We start from the raw sequence: 16192 nt of genomic DNA, 5'->3' as shown, positions 1-16192 counted from the left end.
CGTCAGATCTGCCCCAAGGTCTTGATCCGCGCCTTGGGATGGATCTCGTTCTGCGACATGACCACGGTCGCCGGCCGGAACCGCTCGACGATCGAGCGGACGAAGGGACGGATCAGCGGGCTGGTCAGCAGGACGGGGGTCTCGCCCATCATGGCGTGTCGCTCGAAGGTTTGGCGGACCGAGGTGATGAACTGTTGCAGACGGGAGGGGGCCATCGTCAGCTGCCGGTCGTCGCCATCCCCCACCAGCGACTCCGCGAACGCCTGCTCCCAGTCGGGCGACAGGGTGACGAGCGGGATGAATCCCATCTCGTTGGTGTTCACGTCGCAAATCTGCCGGGCAAGGCGGGACCGCACATGCTCGGTGATCTGGGTGATGCTGCGAGTCTGACTGGCCGCTTCCGACACTCCTTCCAGAATGGTTGGAAGATCCCGGATCGAGACGCGTTCGGCAAGGAGATTCTGCAACACCCGTTGCAATCCGCCCACAGTGATCTGATTCGGCACCACATCGGCGATCAGCTTCTGGTGTTCCTTGTCGGTCTCGTCCAGCAGCTTCTGCGTCTCGGTGAAGGACAGCAGCTCCGGCATGTTGTCCTTGATCAGCTCGGTCAGATGGGTGGTGACCACGGTCGAGGGGTCGACCACGGTGTAGCCCTTGAACAGCGCCTCCTCGCGGTAGCCGGGCTCGATCCAGATGGCGGGCAGGCCGAAGGTCGGCTCCACCGTCTGCTCGCCGGGCAGGCTCATGGCGTCGCCGCGCGGGTCCATGACCAGCAGCATGGTGGGCCGGATGTCGCCGCGCCCGGCCTCGATCTCCTTGACGCGGATGATGTAGGTGTTGGGCGGAAGCTGGAGGTTGTCCTGGATGCGCACCGCCGGCATGACGAAGCCGACCTCGCCGGCGATCTGCCGGCGCAGCCCCTTGATCTGGTCGGTCAGCCGGTGGCTGCCGGCCTGCGGCTGGTTGATCAGCGACAGCAGGCCGTAGCCAAGCTCCAGCCGGATCAGGTCGATGGCGAGCGCGGTGGCGATCGGCTCGTCGGCCATCTGGGCGCCGCCCGGACCGCCGCCGCCGCCGCTCTGCGCCGCCGCCTCGGCCGCCGCCGCCTCGGCCTCGGCGGCCTCCTTCTTGGCCTGGAGCCTGGGCAGGTACCAGGCGGCGCCGCCGACGGCGGCGACCACCGGCAGCAGGGTCATCATCGGCATGCCGGGCAGCAGGGCCAGCACGCCGACGGCGCCGGCCGCCAGCGCCAGCGCCTGGCTGTGGCCGGTGAGCTGGCCGACCACAGCCTTGTCGGTCGAGCCGCCCATGCCGGCCTTCGACACCAGGAAGCCGGCGGAGATCGAGATGACCAGCGCCGGGATCTGCGAGACGAGGCCGTCGCCGATGGTCAGCTTGGTGAAGGTGTCGAGCGCCGTCATTACCGGCATGTCGTGGCGCAGCACCGCGATGGTGACGCCGCCGATGACGTTGATGAACATGATCAGCAGGCCGGCGACCGCGTCGCCCTTCACGAACTTCGACGCGCCGTCCATCGAGCCGAAGAAGGCGCTCTCGTCCTCCAGCTCCTTGCGGCGGGCCCGCGCCGTGCCCTCGTCGATCATGCCGGCCGAGAGGTCGGCGTCGATGGCCATCTGCTTGCCGGGCATCGCGTCCAGGGTGAAGCGCGCCGCCACTTCGGCGATGCGGCCCGAGCCGGCGGTGATGACCTTGAAGTTCACGATGGTCAGGATGGCGTAGATGATCACGCCGATGACGAAGTCGCCGCCCATGACGAGGCTGGCGAAGGCCTCGATGACGTGCCCGGCGGCGGACGTGCCCTCGTGCCCCTGGGTCAGGATCAGGCGCGTCGAGGCCATGTTCAGCGACAGGCGCAGCAGCGTCGTGATCAGCAGGATCGTCGGGTAGGAGGAGAGCTGGAGCGGCTTCTCGATGAACAGCACCACCATCAGGATCAGGATCGAGATGGTGATGTTCAGGCCCAGCATCAGGTCGAGCATGACCGCCGGCAGCGGCATGATCAGCCCGACGACGACGATCAGGATGCCGATCGCCATCACCACGTCGCCGCGCTTCAGCGACGCCTTGACGACGGCATACATCTCGCCGAACGCGGCCATGTTGCCGGTCGGGCCGGGCGGGCCTCCTGGGTTGTGCTCGGTCAGGGCCATGGGTGGGTCCGTCGTTCAGCCGGTGCCGCGCGGGTTACGCCAGGGCCCGCTGCTCGCCGCCGGAACCCTCGCCGGGGGCCGGCACCGTGCTGCCCTCGTCGCCGTACTGCTTGAGCTTGTTGCGCAGCGTGCGGATCGAGATGCCGAGGATGTTCGCGGCGTGAGTCCGGTTGCCCAGGCAGTGGGTCAGCGTCTCCAGGATCAGGTCGCGCTCGACGTCGGCCACCGTGCGGCCGATCAGCCCCTGGAGCGTGCCGCCCCCCCCGGCGCCGCCGCCGTAGGCGCCGCCCCTGGCGCCCTTCGGCCCGTAGCTGGTCGGCAGGGCGGTGGGCGGGGCCACCGACAGCGGGGTGGGCAGGGCCGGCTGCTGCGGGGCGGCCGGCACGGTGCCGCCGGGGCCGGCGAAGGGGTTGGCGACCGGCGAGTTGGCCGGGATCGAGGAGTGCCCGCCGCCTTCCGGCGCCAGCAGCTGGCTGGTCAGCATGATCGCCTCCGGCCCGACCTCCTCGCCGCGCGACAGCAGGACCGCGCGGTGCATGGTGTTCTCCAGCTCGCGCACGTTGCCGCGCCAATGGTGGGCGCGCAGCATCAGCAGGGCGTCGTCGTTCAGCCGCTTCTCGCCCAGCCCGTTGGCCTCGGCGTATTTCCGCAGGAAATGCTCGGCGATCATCGGGATGTCGGCCGGGCGCTCGCGCAGGGCCGGGATGGCGACGCTGAAGACGTTGAGGCGGAAATACAGATCCTCGCGGAAGTTTCCGGCGCGGACCTCGGCCTCCAGGTTGCGGTTGGAGGTGGCGATCAGGCGGACGTTGACCTTGACCGGCTGCGAGGAGCCGATGCGGTCGATCTCCTTCTCCTGGATCGCGCGCAGCAGCTTGGCCTGGAGGCGCGGGTGCATCTCCGACAGCTCGTCGAGCAGCAGGGTGCCGCCGTTGGCCTCCTCGAACCGGCCGAGCCGGCGGGCGACGGCGCCGGTGAAGGCGCCCTTCTCATGGCCGAACAACTCCGATTCCAGCAGGTTTTCCGGGATGGCGGCGCAGTTCACCGCGACGAAGGGCTCGCCCGACCGGCGGCTCTTGCGGTGGATGTAGCGGGCCATCAGCTCCTTGCCGGTGCCGCTCTCGCCGGTGACCAGGACGGAGGCGTCGCTCGGCGCCACCTGGTCGGCCAGCCGCAGGGTGGCGAGCATCGCCGGGTCGGAGCAGACGATGGAGTGGCTTTCCTCGGCCACCGCCTCCAGCACCGCGGCGATCAGTTCGGCGTTGGGCGGCAGCGGCAGGTATTCCTTGGCGCCGGCGCGGATGGCGCGCACGGCGGCGGCGGCGTCGGTGCCGATGCCGCAGGCGACGACCGGGATGGTGATCCGTTCGGCCTTCAGGCTGTCGATGAAGGTGGCGATGTCGAGCTTGACGTCGATCATCACCAGATCGGCGCCGGCGGCGGCCCGCAGCGCGGTCAGCGCCCCCTCGATGCTGTCGGTGTGCGACACCTTGGCCCCGCGCTTCATGGCGATCTTGCCGGCGGCGGTGATGTAGCCTTCCAACGTTCCAACGATCAGCAGACGCATAGCCTTACGCTCCCACTCTCGGGGCTTCCCGGTCGAAATACTGGATCCGCTTTCCAGGCGGCAGGACGGCGTTCAGGAGCATCTCCAGACGCCGGGGATTTTCTTGGCGCGCGATGGACACGGCGCCGATTGTGTAGAGGGTCTTGACCAGCGCGTCCTCCTCCGCCGCCCGCTCGACCTTGGCGGCGAGCGGGGCGAGGATGACGTTGCCGAGCACCGCCCCGTAGAAGGTGGTCAGCAGCGCCAGCGCCATCGCCGGGCCGATGGCCGACGGGTCGTTCAGGCTGCCCAGCATCTGCACCAGCCCGACCAGCGTGCCGATCAGCCCCATGGCCGGCGCCACCTCGGACGCGCGGCGCAGCACGCCGGCGCTGCGGGCGTGGCCACCGACCGACGCCTCGACCTCGCCGGTCAGCATGCGCTCCATCACGTCGGGGGGCAGCCCCTCGGTGATCAGGGTGACGCTGCGGTGCAGGAAGGGTTCGGCCCGCAGTTCCGGCAGGACGTTCCTCAGCGTTTCCGGCCCGGCCCGGCGAGCCGCCTCGGCCAGCAGCAGGACCTGCCGGGCGACGCCCTTGGGGTCGAGCGTCTGGTGGATCAGCACGGCCGCCGCGTTCTTCCAGGCGACGGCGACGTCGCCGAGCGAGAAGGAGGCCGTCGTCACCGCCAGCGTGCCGCCCAGCACGATCATCAGCGAGGGCGGGTCGAGGAAGGCGCGCAAGGAGCCACCCGCCGTGATGGCGACCAGGATCACGCCCCCCGCCGCCGCCAGCCCGACCAGCGTCGCCACGTCCAGCCCGCCGCGCAGCCGCACGCTGCGCGGCGGGCTGGTCGGGGGGGCGGCGGGCGGCGGCTCCGGCCGGGGGGCCGGCCGGCCGCGCTGGGCGGACGTGTCGGAGGCGTTGGCCATCAGCCGCGGTCCGACTTGATGATTTCGGTCATGGTCACGCCGAGCCGGTCCTCCACCACCACCACCTCGCCGCGGGCGACGAGGCGGTTGTTGACGTAGATGTCGATGGCCTCGCCGACCTTGCGGTCCAGCTCCACCACGGCACCGCGGCCCAGCTTCAGCAGCTGCGCCACCTGCATGGTCGACTTGCCCAGCACCGCCGAGATCTGGACCGGGATGTCGTAGACGGCCTCCAGATCCTTGGCGACCCCGGAGCTGCCGTAGTCGTCCTCTCCCGGGTTCAGGTCGTTCAGCGAGAAGTTGTCGCTCGGCATATCGGTCTCCGGCCTCCTTGTGTCCAGCCTCCCGTCAGACGGGGGCCGGAGTCTCCAGCATGCGGGCGGCGCAACGCTCCACCTCAACCATCAATTGGGCCGTGTCGCGCTCCATGCCACCCTCCGCCCATTCGATCCGGCAACTTCCGGGTGCGAGCCCCGGATCGCCGAGCACCATCAGCCGGGCGCCGAAGCCGCGCGACGCGATGGTGGCGTCGAGATGCTCGCGCACCAGATCCATGGTGTCGTCGGCGACGCGGATGACCAGCCGTGGCTCGTCGATCAGGTCGGTCAGGCAGGCGCGGACCATCGCCTCGACCTCCATCGCGCCGCCGCGCCGCGTCCATTCGGGCATCAGCTTGCGCACGATGGCGAGCGCCAGATGGACCGGCTGGTCGGCGCGCATGGCGTTGGCCGCCTCGCTCTGCGCCAGCAGATGCGCCACCCCGTTGCCGAGCTGGTCGAGCGCGTTGGCGATGCGGGCGTTGACCTGCTCCTCGATCTCGGACTTGCCGCGCTCGTAGCCGGTGTTCTGGCCGGCGACCAGCCCCTCGCCGAAGCCCTTGCCGTAGCCGGCCGCGGTGCCTTCCGACTTGCCGGCGGCGAAGCCCTCGGCGTGGCCCTGGGCGCGCGCCGCCTCGATCTCGGCCTCGCCGAAGGTTGGGGCGGGGGGCGGTTCCGGTTCCGGCTCCGGCTGGGGGAGCGGATCCTCCGTCTCGGGCAGCAGGTCGTCGTCGTCGACATGCGTCATGCGCGGCACGGCGTCCACGTCGAACGACTCGTCGAACAGGAACTTGCGCACGCTCATCGGCGGGCCCTCCGGCCGTCATGGGGAGAGGCGGGCATGACTCAGCTCTCCTGATACAGCCAGTTGCGCAGGATCGACACGGCCTCTTCCGGGTGCTTGTCGACGATTTCGCCGACCTTGCGCAGGGAGGAGGCGCGGACGCGGCCCTCGACGCGGTTGATGTCGATCATCTGCTCCAGCTCCTCGTCGGCCTGGGCGGCCTCCAGCGCCAGATCCTGGGCCAGCGCCCCGGTGGGGGCGGCGAGCGCCGCCGGCATGCCCGCCTGGTCGGTCAACAGGCGATCCATCTCATCCTCCTCCTGCATCTCGGCCTTCTCGAAGGCGCGGGCGATCAGGGGGCGGATGACCAGCAGGATGATGAGGACGGCGACGATGCCGAGCACGACCATCTCCGCGATGCGGAACAGGTCGTCCTTGGCGAGGCCCATGAACAGCTCCTCCGGCTTCTGGATGTCGTCCTCGGGCGACCAGAAGCGCATGTTGACGACCTCCAGCGTGTCGCCGCGCACCGCGTCCAGCCCGACGGCCGAGCGGACCAGCGCCTTGATGCTCTCGATCTCCTGCTCGGTGCGCGGCTGGTAGGCCGGGGGGGCGTCCTTGGCGAGCTGGTAGGTGCCGTCGACCAGCACGGCGACCGACAGGCGGCGGACTTGGCCCGACTCGCGCACGTGCGACTTCACCGTCTTGGTGATCTCGTAGTTGATCGTCTCCTCGGCGCGGTTCGACTTGTTCGAGGAGAGCGGCCCGGCGTTGTTGCCCGACTGGGCGGTCGGCAGGTTCTGGTCGACCGTCACCGGGGCCAGCGGGTCGCGGTCGCTGCTGTCGCTGGATTCGTTGACGGTCTGGGTCGAGCGGACGACCTGGCTTTCCGGGTCGAAGATCTCGGAATTGGTGGTGATGCGGTCGAAATCGAGGTCGGCCGACACCTCCGCCCGCACCTTGCCGTAGCCGAGCGTGCGGCCCAGCAGATCCTCGACGACGCGGGCGAGCCGCGTCTCGTAGGCCTGCTTCTTCTCCTCGGCGTTGGCCATCATGGCGTCGGGCGTGTCGCTGCCGGTGCCGCGCGCCAGCAGCTTGCCCTTGTCGTCGACGATGGAGATGCGGCCGGGGTCGAGGTTGGGCACCGAGGCGGCGATGAGCTGCTGGATCGCCTGGATGTTCTCGCGCGAGAGCTGGGCGCCGGGGCGCAGCTTCAGGAAGACGCTGGCGGTCGCCGGGTTCTGCTGGCGGGCGAACAGCTCGCGCTTGGGCAGCACGAGGTGGACGCGGGCGTTCTGCACCCCGTTCAGGGTCTGCACCGTGCGCGCCATCTCGCCTTCCAGCGCGCGCAGGTGGTTGATGTTCTGCATGAAGCTGGTGGCGCCGAAGCCTTCGGACTTGTCGAACAGCTCGTAGCCGACCGAGCCGCCCGACGGCAGGCCCTGCGCCGCCATCTTCATGCGGACCGGGCCGACCTGGTCGGCGGGCACGGTGATCCTGGTGCCGGTCTTGTCGACCGTGAAGGGGATCTTGGAGGCCTCCAGGCTCTTGGCGATGGCCGCCGCCTCGGTCGGCTGGAGCTCGGCGTAGAGAAGCTCCATCTCCGGCGTGGAGAGGCGCGTCGTCAGGTAGACGAAGAATCCGATCAGGAGGAGACCGACGCCGCCGATCGCCGCGAGGCGCGCGGGGCCGAGATTGCGCAGGGTCTGCAAAAGGTTGTTCACGCGCCATCCCCGATCGGGTTCCGTCCCGGCATTCCCACCTCAAACCGTCAGCTTCGCGATTGCGAAGACAAGGTCTGCAAGTTCCGCGCCGGTCCTGTGCATCAAACAGGCATGCTGCGTCGTCTTGATGAAGAGACGGTTAATTGGCGGCAATTTTTGCCCAGTGCCCGGCAAAACATGCCTAGTGTCCCACAAATGTTGCCGATCGGGCACGGGCCGTCCGGCGATGCCACGTTCGGAAGCGGACGCTCAAAGTCCCCTGCGCGAATCCGGCGTAGGCGTTCTGACCATTGGTCAAGTATCGGGAAATTCCATTCATCCAAACGGAGTAAACGCCTCAGCCCTGGTTGACATCACCCCGGCCGTGACATAGCTGAGTTGTAATTCATGCCCGCATCCGACCAAATCGATTTGTATCCGGGACGGTCCCGGTGCTTCGGACGACCGGTGCGATGGCAGGCCTCCATTTTGCACAAGGGGAACGCCATGAAAAAGCGTGGTCGCGAGAAGAGGGAAGGGTTGAACGACGTCGATGTCTTCGTCGGCCAGCGCCTGCGGGAGTTGCGCATGTTGGCCGGTCTCAGCCAGAGCGACGTGGCGTCGGCGCTCGGCCTGACCTTCCAGCAGTTGCAGAAATACGAGCGCGGCTTCAACCGCGTGTCGTCCAGCCGGCTGTTCAAGCTCGGGCAGTTCTTCCGGGTGCCGGTGTCGGTCTTCTTCGAGGGGCTGGAAAGCCGGCCGGCGACCGAGGACGCCGAGGCGCAGATCGTCCGCACCGATGACTCCGACACCACGCTGCGCTCGCGCGAGGCGCTGATGCTGGCCCGCTACTACCAGAGCATCCGCGACCCGCAGGTGCGCGGCGCCATCCGCGAGCTGGCCGAGCGCTGCGCCGAGCAGTCGGAGGCCGCCGAGGCCGCCGGGGCGGTGGCGGTGCCGCCGGAGGCGCGGCGCGGACGCGGACGGCGTGGCGGCGCGCAGAGTTCGGCCGGTCAGGCCTGAGGGGGACGGGGAGGCCGGCCGCCGCTCTTCCGCCTGCCGGTGCCCGGCCGGTCGGCCGGCTCGGCCAGATGCCTGAGCTGCTCGTAGCGTTCCAGGAACAGCGCGCAGGCGCGCTCCGGACCGACGGGTTGGATCGTCTCCTCCGCCGGCGGCGGCAGGTGCCCCCAATCCATCCAGGCGGGGGGCAGCAGGTCGCGCAGCTCGGTCGCCATCGCCACCAGATCGGCCCGCTTGACCTCCGGCAGGTGGGAGCGGAAGCCGAAGCGCCGGGCCAGCGCCGCCTCCAGCGGGGCAAGCTTGCGGTTGATCTCGTCGCGGCCGAGATAGACCTTCAGCGGCGACGGCCAGTCGCCCTGCACGAACTCGATGCTGTCGTGCCACAGCGCCGAATAGGCGAGCGGCTCCGGCACGAGGCGGGACACCATGACGCTGTGCTCGGCCACCGAATAGAAGGCGCTCGTGGCGCCGCACCAGCGCGGCTGGTAGGCGAGCGCGCGCGCGACGTCCTCCACCGGCAGGCCGGTGGCGTCCGGCTTGGCCAGATCGAGCACGAAGCCGGAGGCGGTGAGGATCGAGGTGCGGCCGCTGGGCTTCCGGAGGAGATCGAGCTGGATCGCGCGGGGCATGGGGACGGGATTTCCAGGAAATCGTGGAGGATGAAGGGTCGGAGGCAGGGGGCGGGGGCCCGTGGGTGGAAGCCGGTCGCCTCAGCCGTCGCCGCCGGATTCGAGGTTCAGGACCATCCGGCTGGTGGCGGCGACCACCGTTTCCAGCAACGGCAGCAGGTCCGCGATGGCTTCGGGGTCGTCGTGCCGGTCGTTGACCGCCCTCGCGATGGCGGCCATGCGCGGCGTCCCGAAATTCGCCGCGAGCCCGGCCAGCGTGTGCGCGGCCTGCCGGATCTCCTGCGGGCGGTCGCCCTGAAGGGCGGCGCGGATGGCCGACAGTTCCCGCATCGCGGTTTCCGGCAGCATGCGGAGCATGCCGTCCAGGCTGTCGCTGCCCAGCGCCAGCCGCAGCTCGGCCTGCTTCACCCGGTCGACCAGCGGCAGGCGCGAATAGCCGCCGCCGTCCGGCACCGGCCGGCCGGGAGCCGGCACGACGCGCCCCTCGCGCGATCCGGTCGCCAGATCGACGATGACGGCGTTCAGGTGCTCCCAATCGATCGGCTTGGTCAGATAGGCGTCGAGGCCGGCGGCGAGATGACCGTCGCGGTGCTCCGGCAGGGCGTCGGCGGAGACGCCGACGATGGGCGTCCGCGACGCCGGGCCATCCATCCGCCGGATCGCCCGCGTGGCCGAGCGGCCGTCGAGGACCGGCATCTCCATGTCGAGCAGCACCGCGTCGTAGTCGTTGGCCCGCACCGCGTCCACCGCCGCCTGCCCGTCCGCCACAGCGTCGACCCGATGGCCGATGCGGGTCAGCATGGTGGTGATCAGCATCCGGTTGATGTCGTTGTCCTCGGCCAGCAGCAGGCGCAGGGACACCGGGCTCGTCGGCTGCGACGCCGGCGGGTGGAGGGCGGCGTGGCGGTGGGCGGCGAGTTCGCCGGTCGGCGGCGCCTCCGCCAGACGGACCTCGATCGAGAAACGGAAGACCGAGCCGCGGCCGGGGGTGCTCGTCACCGCGATGGTGCCGCCCATCGCCTCGACCAGCCGCTTGCAGATCACCAGCCCGAGCCCGGTTCCGCCATACTTCCGGCTGGTCGAGGCGTCGGCCTGGACGAAGGCGCCGAACAGGCGGGCGCGCTGCTCGTTCGTCATGCCGATGCCGGTGTCCTCCACCTCGAAGCGCAGGGTGAGCGGGCGGCTTGGATGGAGGCCGGAGCCCTGGTCGACGCCGGGCGGGGCGGGCGACCAGACGGCGATCTCGATGCCGCCGCGGTCGGTGAACTTGATGGCGTTCGACACGAGGTTGAACAGGACCTGCCGCAGCCGGGTCGGGTCGCCGCGCACATGGCGCGGCGTGTCGTCGGCGATGGAGGCCGACAGGTTCAGCCCCTTGGCGGCGGCGCGCACCAGGAAGAGCTGCACCACGTCGTCGACCAGGCGCGGCAGCGAGAAGTCGATGGCCTCCAGCGTGAGCTGCCCGGCCTCGATCTTCGAGAAGTCCAGCACGTCGTTCAGGATGCTCAGCAGCGTGTCGGCCGACGAGCGCAGCGTCTTCGCGAAGGCCCGCTGCTGGTCGTTGAGGTCGGTGCCCATCAGCAGGTCGCCCATGCCGATGACGGCGGTCATCGGCGTGCGCAGCTCGTGGCTCATCATCGCCAGGAATCGCGACTTGGCGCGGCTGGCGTTCTCGGCGGCGATCCGGGCCTCGTCGGCCTCCTCGCGGGCGCGGTCGAGATCCTCGGCCAGCGCGAAGGTCTCGGCGGCGAGCTTGGTGAGCTGGTCCTGGGCGTCGCGCAGCTCGCGTTCGGAGCGGTGGCTGCGGGTGACGTCGGAGAAGGAGCCGGCGAACCAGCGCACCCGGCCGTCCGGTCCGAAGATCGGGCGCAGCGACAAGGCGTTCCAGAAGGGCGTGCCGTCCTTGCGCCGGTTGAGGATCTCCACCGACACCGCGCGCCCGGCGGCGATGGCGGCGCGGATTTCCGCCGCCGTCGCCGGGTCGGTGTCCGGCCCCTGGAGGAAGCGGGGGTTGCGGCCGATCACCTCCTCCATCGCGTAGCCGGTCATCTCCAGGAAGGCGCGGTTGCAATAGACCAGCGGCGTGTCGGGCAGCGTCGGGTCGGCGACGGCGATGCCGGCGCCCGTCGCCTCGACCACGGCGGCCAGCATCTCGGCCGTCGGCGGACACGGCATGGCGCCGGGCGTCTGGAAGGGGGGGGCGGGGGTCGGCAAGGGGCGGTCCTGGGAGCGGTCCTGAAGGTGGCGGCGGGCTGGCGGCCGGGATGCCGACAGGATACGGCGTCGCGGCCGTCAACGCCACCGCCGCCGGTCATGGTTGGGTCGGCGGATCGTTGCAAAACCCCTGGACAACACGTCCGGAGAAGCATTCTGTTAACGTCTGCGCAACGATGCATCACGAGGATCGGTTCGGCCGGAGCTTTCTTTTCCGGCCTCGGACGATGCACCGCAATTCGGAGAACGGGATGATGCTTGAGGCCGGCAACGGGACCCGCCGCATCCGGACGATCCACGATCTGGGCGTCCTGCTGATCGAGGACGACGACTTCACGCGCCGGCTGATCTCCCGCCTGCTGCACGACATCAGGCTGCGCGTGGTGTTCGAGGCGGCGGACGGCGTCCAGGCGCTCGACATCCTGCGGAAGAACGGCGACGACGTCGACATCGCCATCTGCGATCTGGAGATGCCGCGCATGGGCGGGCTGGACCTGCTGCACGCCCTGCGCACCGCCACCGGCAACCCGCTGGCCGAGCTTCCGGTGATCGTGCTGACCAGCCACCGCGAGGCGGAGGTGGTGAAGCGCGCCATCGCCTACGGCATCTCCGGCTATCTGGTGAAGCCGGTGTCGAAGGCCGACCTGATCAAGCGCCTGACCTTCACCCTGCAAAAGGGGCAGTAGCGCGGCGTCACGGCCGGTGCGCTTGCCGATCCTCCGAACGGCCAAGGGCCTCAACCCGCGCTGGCGCTTTGCCCTGCCATCCTGTAGAAGGGATTCCCTCGCCGTTGCGTTGCGAAAGGTCCATGGGCCCGCATTTCCCGTCTCCCGGCCGCTCCCGCCCGTCTCCACGGCGCCGGGGATCGTCGTGAGCCAAGACCGACCTCCGGGCCGACCTTCGGGCCGATCTCCGGGATTGTCCGACGCCAGCCGTGCCGACCGGGACGCGTCCCACGGCCGCGTTTCCGATCTTCTGAACGAGTTCCTGGCGCGCGACCACGGCCCGCGCATCGCGCTCGGCGACGTGATGACGCTGCTGGGCGACCGCGCCTTCGGCGCGCTGCTGCTGATCCTGTCCATTCCGAACGTCCTGCCGGTGCCCGGCCTGTCCACCGCGACCGGCCTGCCGATGATCCTGATCGGCGCCCAGATGGCCGCCGGGCGGTCCGGCCCCTGGCTGCCGCGCCGCATGGCCGCGGTGACGCTCGACCGCGACGCCTTCCTGGCGGTGATGCGGCGCGCCGAGCCCTGGGCCGGGCGGATCGAGCGCCATCTGCGCGAGCGGCTGCCGCAACTTGTCGGCGCCACGGCGGAACGGCTGCTCGGGGTGGCGGTGATGATCCTGGCCGGCATCCTGGCCCTGCCCATCGTCTTCGGCAACCAGCCGCCCGCCTTCGCCATCGCGCTGATCGCGCTGGGGCTGATCGAGCGCGACGGCGCCTTCGTCCTGGCCGGCCTGATCGCCGGCCTTCTCGCCATCGCCATCATCGCCGCCGTCCTGCTCGGTCTCGGGCAGGCGGGGACGATGCTGTGGCAACAACTGTTCGGTTGAGGGAGCGCCCTTCGGGCACGACGCCATGATCTGGGAACTGCTGGTCATCTTCCTGCTGATTCTGCTCAACGCCTTCTTCGCCATGTCGGAGATGGCGCTGGTCTCGGCGCGCCGTGCCCGGCTTCAGCAGATGGCCGAAAGCAAGGGCGCCCATGGCGCCCGCACCGCGCTGGAGCTGTCGGAGGATCCGGGCCGCTTCCTGTCCACCGTGCAGGTCGGCATCAGCCTCACCGGCATCATCGCCGGCGCCTATGGCGGCGCCACGCTGGCGGAGCGTTTCGGCTCGGTGCTCAACGAGGTGCCGTGGATCGCGCCCTACGGCCAGCCGGCGGCCTTCGCGCTGGTCGTCGCGGCGATCACCTATTTCTCGCTGATCATCGGCGAGCTGGTGCCCAAGCGCATGGCGCTGGTCGACGCCGAGCGCATCGCCGCCTTCGTCGCCGGCCCGATGCGGGCGCTGTCGCGCATCGCCTCGCCCGTCGTCTGGCTGCTCGGCGTGTCCACCGACACGGTGCTGAAGCTGCTGCGCCTGCCCACCTCCCGCGAACAGACGGTGACGGAGGAGGAGGTCAAGTCCCTCATCAAGGAAGGCACCCAGACCGGCGTGTTCGAGCCGGCCGAGCGCCAGATGATCGAGGGCGTCCTGCATCTGGCCGACCGCAGCGTGCGCTCGATCATGACGCCGCGCCCCGACCTGATCTGGCTCGACATCAACGACCCCGCCGAATCGGTGGGGCGCGAGATCCGCGAGAGCGGCTATTCGCGCTTTCCCGTCTGCCGCGGCGACGTCGACGAGCTGGAGGGCATCGTCTCCGCCAAGGCGCTGCTCGACCAGTCGCTGAACGGCGTCTCCTTCGACCTGAGGGCGGCGCTGTCGGAACCGCTGGTCGTCCATGACGGCACCCCGGTGCTGCGGCTGCTCGACCTGTTCAAGCAGGCCAGCGTCCACATGGCGGTGGTGGTCGACGAGTACGGCAGCGTCGAGGGCATCGTGACGATGACCGACATCCTCGAGGCCATCGCCGGCGAGCTGCCCGAGCACGGCCACGAGGGCGAGGCCTCGGCGGTCCAGCGCGAGGACGGCAGCTGGCTGGTCGACGGCATGACCCCGATCGAGGAGGTCGAGGCGCTGGTCGGCATGAAGAACATGAAGGGCGAGGGCGATTTCCACACGCTGGCCGGCTTCCTGCTCGACCGCTTCGGGCATGTGCCGACGGCGGCCGAGCATTTCCATTGGAACGGCATCCGCTTCGAGGTGGTGGACATGGACGGGCGCCGCATCGACAAGGTGATGATCCAGCTCAATCCGGAGCTGTCGGAAGGCTGAGGAACACCGGAAGAGGGAAGGGAACGGGGATGAGCGGCCGCTATTTCGAGGATTTCCGCGTCGGCGACGTGGTCGAGACCGAGGGGATGACCCTCACCGACAGCCAGATCATGGATTTCGCCCAGCGCTTCGACCCGCAGCCCTTCCATGTCGACGCGGTCGCTGCGGCGGACGGGCCGTTCCAGGGGCTGATCGCCAGCGGCTTCCACACCCTGTCGCTGACCTTCCGCCTGCTGCGCGACACCGGGATCATCACCGGCACCAGCCTGGGCGGGTCGGGGGTGGACGAGCTGCGCTGGCTGCTGCCGGTGCGTCCCGGCGACACGCTGCGCGTCCGGATCGAGGTTGCCGAGACCAGGCCGTCGCGGCGCGGCGACCGTGGAACCGTCAAGCTGGCCTACGCCACGCTGAACCAGCGCGGCGAGACGGTGATGACCTGCTTCATGCACCACATCATCGCCGCGCGGACGGTGGCGGTGTGAGCGGGCACCGCGTCACGGCCGCCGGACGGTCTTGACGGACCCGCCCGCGTCCGTACACTCGGGCGCGGGTCTGGTCGGACCCTCCCGTCCGCGGAAAGGGCTGCGCCCGCGACCACAGAGCCCGAGGCCGAGTTTCCTCTCCCTTTTCTGTCTGTCGGCGGACACGGATGCGCATGAAAAGGGATCGTCATGTCCGACCAGAACCGGCGGCCCGGTTGGCCGTTCCGTCTCGACCTTGAGCAGCAGAGGACGCGCGCCAAGGAGCTGCTCCGCGCGCTCCGCGCCGGCGACCCCGAGGCCGTGGCCCGCCTCCGGGAGCATCACCCGAACGCCACCACCACCATCGCCGCCGACGGGCCGCCGCGACTCGCCGACGCCCAGCTCGTCATCGCGCGGGAACTCGGCAGCCCGAGCTGGGCGCGGCTGAAGACGCACATCACGGCCCTGCGACGGGCCCAGGACGCGATCGAACGGACGCTCAACCATGGAGCGCCGCCGCCGGACGCCGGTCCGCGAACCCTGCACCTCCGCTGCGGCTCCGACATCCGGAGCACCCTGGCCGGGGCGGGTTTCGTCGGCGATTTCCTGGAGCATTCCGACCCCTGCGCGTTCGGGCCGGTACCGGAGGGCGACGGCCTGTCCGCCATCCGGGCACGCTTCATCGTCGAGGCCGACGACGGCCTTTCGGACTGGGTGACGGAGGCGGCCATCGCCGGGAAGATGGCGCGGGAGGAGGAGGGGCTGGCGCGGGCCGCCCGCGACTACGAGCGCGTCGTCCTCTGGTGCGAGCATGACAGTTACGACCAGTTGGCGCTTGCCCGCTGGCTCGCGCGATTCCATGAAACCGGATCTCCGGCGCTGCTGGAGATGGTCGCGATCAGCCATTTTCCCGGTGCCGCGCGCTTCATCGGCCTCGGGCAGTTGCCGCCCGAGGCGATCCGCATGCTGTGGTCGACCCGCCGCCCGGTGGCGGCGCCCGCCCTGGCGGCGGGCCGGCGCGTGTGGAACGCGCTGCGCCGCGACGACCCCTCCGAGCTGGCGGCCATCGCCCGGTCGACTCCGGAGGGGTTGCCGGACATGCCGGGGGCGCTCCGCCGCCATCTCCAGGAGTTGCCCTGGACCGGCGACGGGCTGTCGCTGACCGAACGCATCGTCCTCCAGTCGCTCGCGGAGGAGGAGCTGACGGTCGGGCAGGCCTTCGCGCGGCTGATGCGCCAGCGGGATCCTCTGCCCTGGCTGGGCGACCTGATGTTCCTGTGGATCGTCCGGGCCATGGCGAAGGCCGGGGAGCCGCCGCTGGCGATCCTGGACCAGGAGACGGACCAGCCCTGGCCGCGCTGGCGGCTGGCGATCACGCAGGCGGGGCGGGCTCTGTTGCGGGGGGAGCGGGACGGGCTGTCGCTGGCGCCTCCGGTGCGCTGGGTCGGCGGTGTCCGCGTCGCGCCGGGCGTGCCGGGCTGGCGCTGGAACGACGCGGACGCGCGGGTCGAGCGGAGATAGGCGGACGCCGG

The 16192-nt window shown here is 70.1% G+C and carries 14 protein-coding genes; 6 read left to right on the top strand and 8 right to left on the bottom strand.

Annotated features, from left to right (window positions below; translation table 11 throughout):
• Window positions 1-2: 2 nt before the first annotated feature.
• Genes flhA through fliF form a run of 6 tightly spaced genes read right to left on the bottom strand, consistent with a single transcriptional unit; the run spans window position 3 to window position 7476 of the window.
• Entirely contained in the window at window positions 3-2174 is a 2172-nt protein-coding gene (flhA, locus tag JN22_RS13120; RefSeq protein ID WP_143268280.1) for a flagellar biosynthesis protein FlhA, read from the bottom strand.
• Window positions 2175-2208: 34 nt separating this feature from the next.
• Window positions 2209-3741: a sigma-54-dependent transcriptional regulator gene (locus JN22_RS13115; protein WP_085554328.1), complete on the bottom strand. Its 1533-nt coding sequence runs from the start codon at window positions 3739-3741 to the stop codon at window positions 2209-2211.
• Between the two features lie 4 nt (window positions 3742-3745).
• Window positions 3746-4651, bottom strand: a complete 906-nt coding sequence (locus JN22_RS13110) for a motility protein A (RefSeq protein WP_085554327.1) — start codon at window positions 4649-4651, stop codon at window positions 3746-3748.
• Window positions 4651-4965 carry a flagellar motor switch protein FliN gene (gene fliN / locus JN22_RS13105; protein WP_085554326.1) on the bottom strand — a complete coding sequence of 105 codons (315 nt, stop codon included), beginning with the start codon at window positions 4963-4965 and terminating at the stop codon, window positions 4651-4653. Before fliN ends, JN22_RS13110 begins: the two co-directional genes overlap by 1 nt.
• 34 nt (window positions 4966-4999) lie before the next feature.
• Window positions 5000-5773, bottom strand: a complete 774-nt coding sequence (locus JN22_RS13100) for a FliH/SctL family protein (RefSeq protein WP_085554325.1) — start codon at window positions 5771-5773, stop codon at window positions 5000-5002.
• 41 nt (window positions 5774-5814) lie between these two features.
• A complete protein-coding gene (fliF, locus tag JN22_RS13095; RefSeq protein WP_085554324.1) occupies window positions 5815-7476 on the bottom strand; it encodes a flagellar basal-body MS-ring/collar protein FliF in 1662 nt (553 codons plus the stop codon).
• A gap of 486 nt (window positions 7477-7962) precedes the next feature.
• Here fliF and JN22_RS13090 point away from each other — a divergent pair, with 486 nt between their 5' ends.
• Window positions 7963-8478: a helix-turn-helix domain-containing protein gene (locus tag JN22_RS13090; RefSeq protein ID WP_085554323.1), complete on the top strand. Its 516-nt coding sequence runs from the start codon at window positions 7963-7965 to the stop codon at window positions 8476-8478.
• Here JN22_RS13090 and JN22_RS13085 read toward each other — a convergent pair.
• Together JN22_RS13085 and JN22_RS13080 are read right to left on the bottom strand one after the other, a co-directional pair.
• Window positions 8469-9104, bottom strand: a complete 636-nt coding sequence (locus JN22_RS13085; protein WP_085554322.1) for a hydrolase — start codon at window positions 9102-9104, stop codon at window positions 8469-8471. The genes JN22_RS13090 and JN22_RS13085 overlap by 10 nt on opposite strands.
• 81 nt (window positions 9105-9185) lie before the next feature.
• A complete protein-coding gene (locus JN22_RS13080) occupies window positions 9186-11318 on the bottom strand; it encodes an ATP-binding protein (RefSeq protein WP_282183171.1) in 2133 nt (710 codons plus the stop codon).
• A 251-nt stretch (window positions 11319-11569) separates the two neighbouring features.
• Here JN22_RS13080 and JN22_RS13070 point away from each other — a divergent pair, with 251 nt between their 5' ends.
• The 5 genes from JN22_RS13070 to JN22_RS13050 all read left to right on the top strand — a co-directional run bounded on the left by JN22_RS13070 (window position 11570) and on the right by JN22_RS13050 (window position 16181).
• Window positions 11570-12004: a response regulator gene (locus JN22_RS13070; RefSeq protein WP_085554679.1), complete on the top strand. Its 435-nt coding sequence runs from the start codon at window positions 11570-11572 to the stop codon at window positions 12002-12004.
• A gap of 232 nt (window positions 12005-12236) precedes the next feature.
• Entirely contained in the window at window positions 12237-12872 is a 636-nt protein-coding gene (locus tag JN22_RS13065; protein WP_223677701.1) for an exopolysaccharide biosynthesis protein, read from the top strand.
• Window positions 12873-12897: 25 nt separating this feature from the next.
• Window positions 12898-14199, top strand: a complete 1302-nt coding sequence (locus JN22_RS13060) for a hemolysin family protein (RefSeq protein ID WP_085554319.1) — start codon at window positions 12898-12900, stop codon at window positions 14197-14199.
• Window positions 14200-14228: 29 nt separating this feature from the next.
• Window positions 14229-14681, top strand: coding sequence for a MaoC family dehydratase (locus tag JN22_RS13055; RefSeq protein ID WP_085554318.1), 453 nt, complete (start codon window positions 14229-14231; stop codon window positions 14679-14681).
• Between the two features lie 189 nt (window positions 14682-14870).
• Window positions 14871-16181 carry a DUF1835 domain-containing protein gene (locus JN22_RS13050; RefSeq protein WP_085554317.1) on the top strand — a complete coding sequence of 437 codons (1311 nt, stop codon included), beginning with the start codon at window positions 14871-14873 and terminating at the stop codon, window positions 16179-16181.
• Window positions 16182-16192 lie beyond the last annotated feature (11 nt).

It is taken from the genome of Azospirillum agricola, from assembly GCF_020005195.1.
Classification (GTDB): Bacteria; Pseudomonadota; Alphaproteobacteria; order Azospirillales; family Azospirillaceae; genus Azospirillum; species Azospirillum agricola.
Note: the sequence above shows the minus strand (reverse complement) of the source record. Positions and strands in the feature narration are given on the sequence as shown.

What these genes read in the sequence shown, in the direction of transcription:
- flhA (WP_143268280.1), bottom strand. Translation starts at nt 2,174, where the DNA reads ATGGCCCTGACCGAGCACAACCCAGGAGGCCCGCCCGGCCCGACCGGC.
- JN22_RS13115 (WP_085554328.1), bottom strand. Translation starts at nt 3,741, where the DNA reads ATGCGTCTGCTGATCGTTGGAACGTTGGAAGGCTACATCACCGCCGCC.
- JN22_RS13110 (WP_085554327.1), bottom strand. Translation starts at nt 4,651, where the DNA reads ATGGCCAACGCCTCCGACACGTCCGCCCAGCGCGGCCGGCCGGCCCCC.
- fliN (WP_085554326.1), bottom strand. Translation starts at nt 4,965, where the DNA reads ATGCCGAGCGACAACTTCTCGCTGAACGACCTGAACCCGGGAGAGGAC.
- JN22_RS13100 (WP_085554325.1), bottom strand. Translation starts at nt 5,773, where the DNA reads ATGAGCGTGCGCAAGTTCCTGTTCGACGAGTCGTTCGACGTGGACGCC.
- JN22_RS13090 (WP_085554323.1), top strand. Translation starts at nt 7,963, where the DNA reads ATGAAAAAGCGTGGTCGCGAGAAGAGGGAAGGGTTGAACGACGTCGAT.
- JN22_RS13085 (WP_085554322.1), bottom strand. Translation starts at nt 9,104, where the DNA reads ATGCCCCGCGCGATCCAGCTCGATCTCCTCCGGAAGCCCAGCGGCCGC.
- JN22_RS13070 (WP_085554679.1), top strand. Translation starts at nt 11,570, where the DNA reads ATGATGCTTGAGGCCGGCAACGGGACCCGCCGCATCCGGACGATCCAC.
- JN22_RS13060 (WP_085554319.1), top strand. Translation starts at nt 12,898, where the DNA reads ATGATCTGGGAACTGCTGGTCATCTTCCTGCTGATTCTGCTCAACGCC.
- JN22_RS13055 (WP_085554318.1), top strand. Translation starts at nt 14,229, where the DNA reads ATGAGCGGCCGCTATTTCGAGGATTTCCGCGTCGGCGACGTGGTCGAG.
- JN22_RS13050 (WP_085554317.1), top strand. Translation starts at nt 14,871, where the DNA reads ATGTCCGACCAGAACCGGCGGCCCGGTTGGCCGTTCCGTCTCGACCTT.